The 1,125-nt window shown below is 69.7% G+C and carries 1 pseudogene; it reads right to left on the bottom strand.

The annotated features are described in order from the left end of the window. Positions 1 to 1,001, bottom strand: a pseudogene (locus G7A99_RS20425) (hypothetical protein); the annotation flags it as partial. Positions 1,002 to 1,125: the final 124 nt, after the last annotated feature.

The raw sequence follows: 1,125 nt of genomic DNA, 5'->3' as shown, positions 1-1,125 counted from the left end.
ATGGGCGCGGCGAGGTCCACCCCGTGATGGGGGCGATAAATGTGCAGGGTCGGATGCCAGCGCCGCTCGGTGAACGGTGAGCTGACCCGGGTATAGTTCACCGGCGTGCGCAGCAGCGACGGCGACAGCGACTCGCCGTCGTCGTCGTAGTAGTGGATGTCCCCGGCATCATCCTCGTACCGATAGGCCTCCAGCGTGTGGCCGCGGTTGGTCAGGCGGGCGGCGAGGACGGGCCCGGTGCCGATTCGCCGGCCACGGGCGCTGCGCTCCACGTAGGCGACGGAGAAACGCGCCCCGCGCCGGAGATCCCGGCGGAAATCGACCTTCCAGTGGAAGATCTTCGTGAACACGGCGGCGACGCCGGCCGGCACCCCGGCACCGGCCATGGCCCCGGACAGCGATCCATTGACCTGGCCGGCCGCGACACGCACGGCATAGTGCACCGGGGCCTGCTCGATATGCGCATCGACGCCGTTCGCCCCGGCCGTCACCACCAGCGTGCGCTCCGGCCCGGGCTCGTAGCGCAGCCCTGCAAAGTCGCCCGACGGGGTGGTATGGAACGAGACCTGATCCCCGGGATGAAGCGTGGCCATGGTCCGTTTCGCGAGACCGTCGTCCAGGACCCGTACGAGTACGCCGGCCCCGAAGCCGGCGCGCTCGAACAGCGCCGAGAGGGTATCCCCCGGCTGGACACGGTAATCGGACCATCGGGGTGTCTCCGTAACGCGCATCTCCGCCAGCGGCGGCGGGGGATCACCGCTCAACGGCCCCGCATCCACCGGGGCCATGGCGGGCTCCGGCGTACCGGCATCCCCGTCTTCAGCGGTGAAAGGCTCCGGCTCTGTCGCCAGGACCGTTTCCGTATCCCCGACCGTCGCCCGGGCATCGGCGTGATCGAGCAGCCGGTGCGCCGCGAAGAGTCCCGCGAGGGAGGCAAGAGTCAGGTAGGCCGCGATACGAATGCGCCGCGAAGGACGCCGGGAGCCGGGAAATGACGCCATGTTTCATGCCAGTTCGGTGTTCGGTTGCGCTGCCGGGCACGGTGACCGGGTGCCGTTGTGCCCGCCCGGAAGCCGCGTCACCATAACATGGCCGCAAGCCGCGGCACGTGCCGCATCCGTCAAA

The sequence above is a fragment of the Arhodomonas sp. KWT genome (assembly GCF_010993615.1).
The sequence above is the reverse complement of the archived record's forward strand: the minus strand, read 5'-3'. Positions and strand labels throughout refer to the sequence as shown.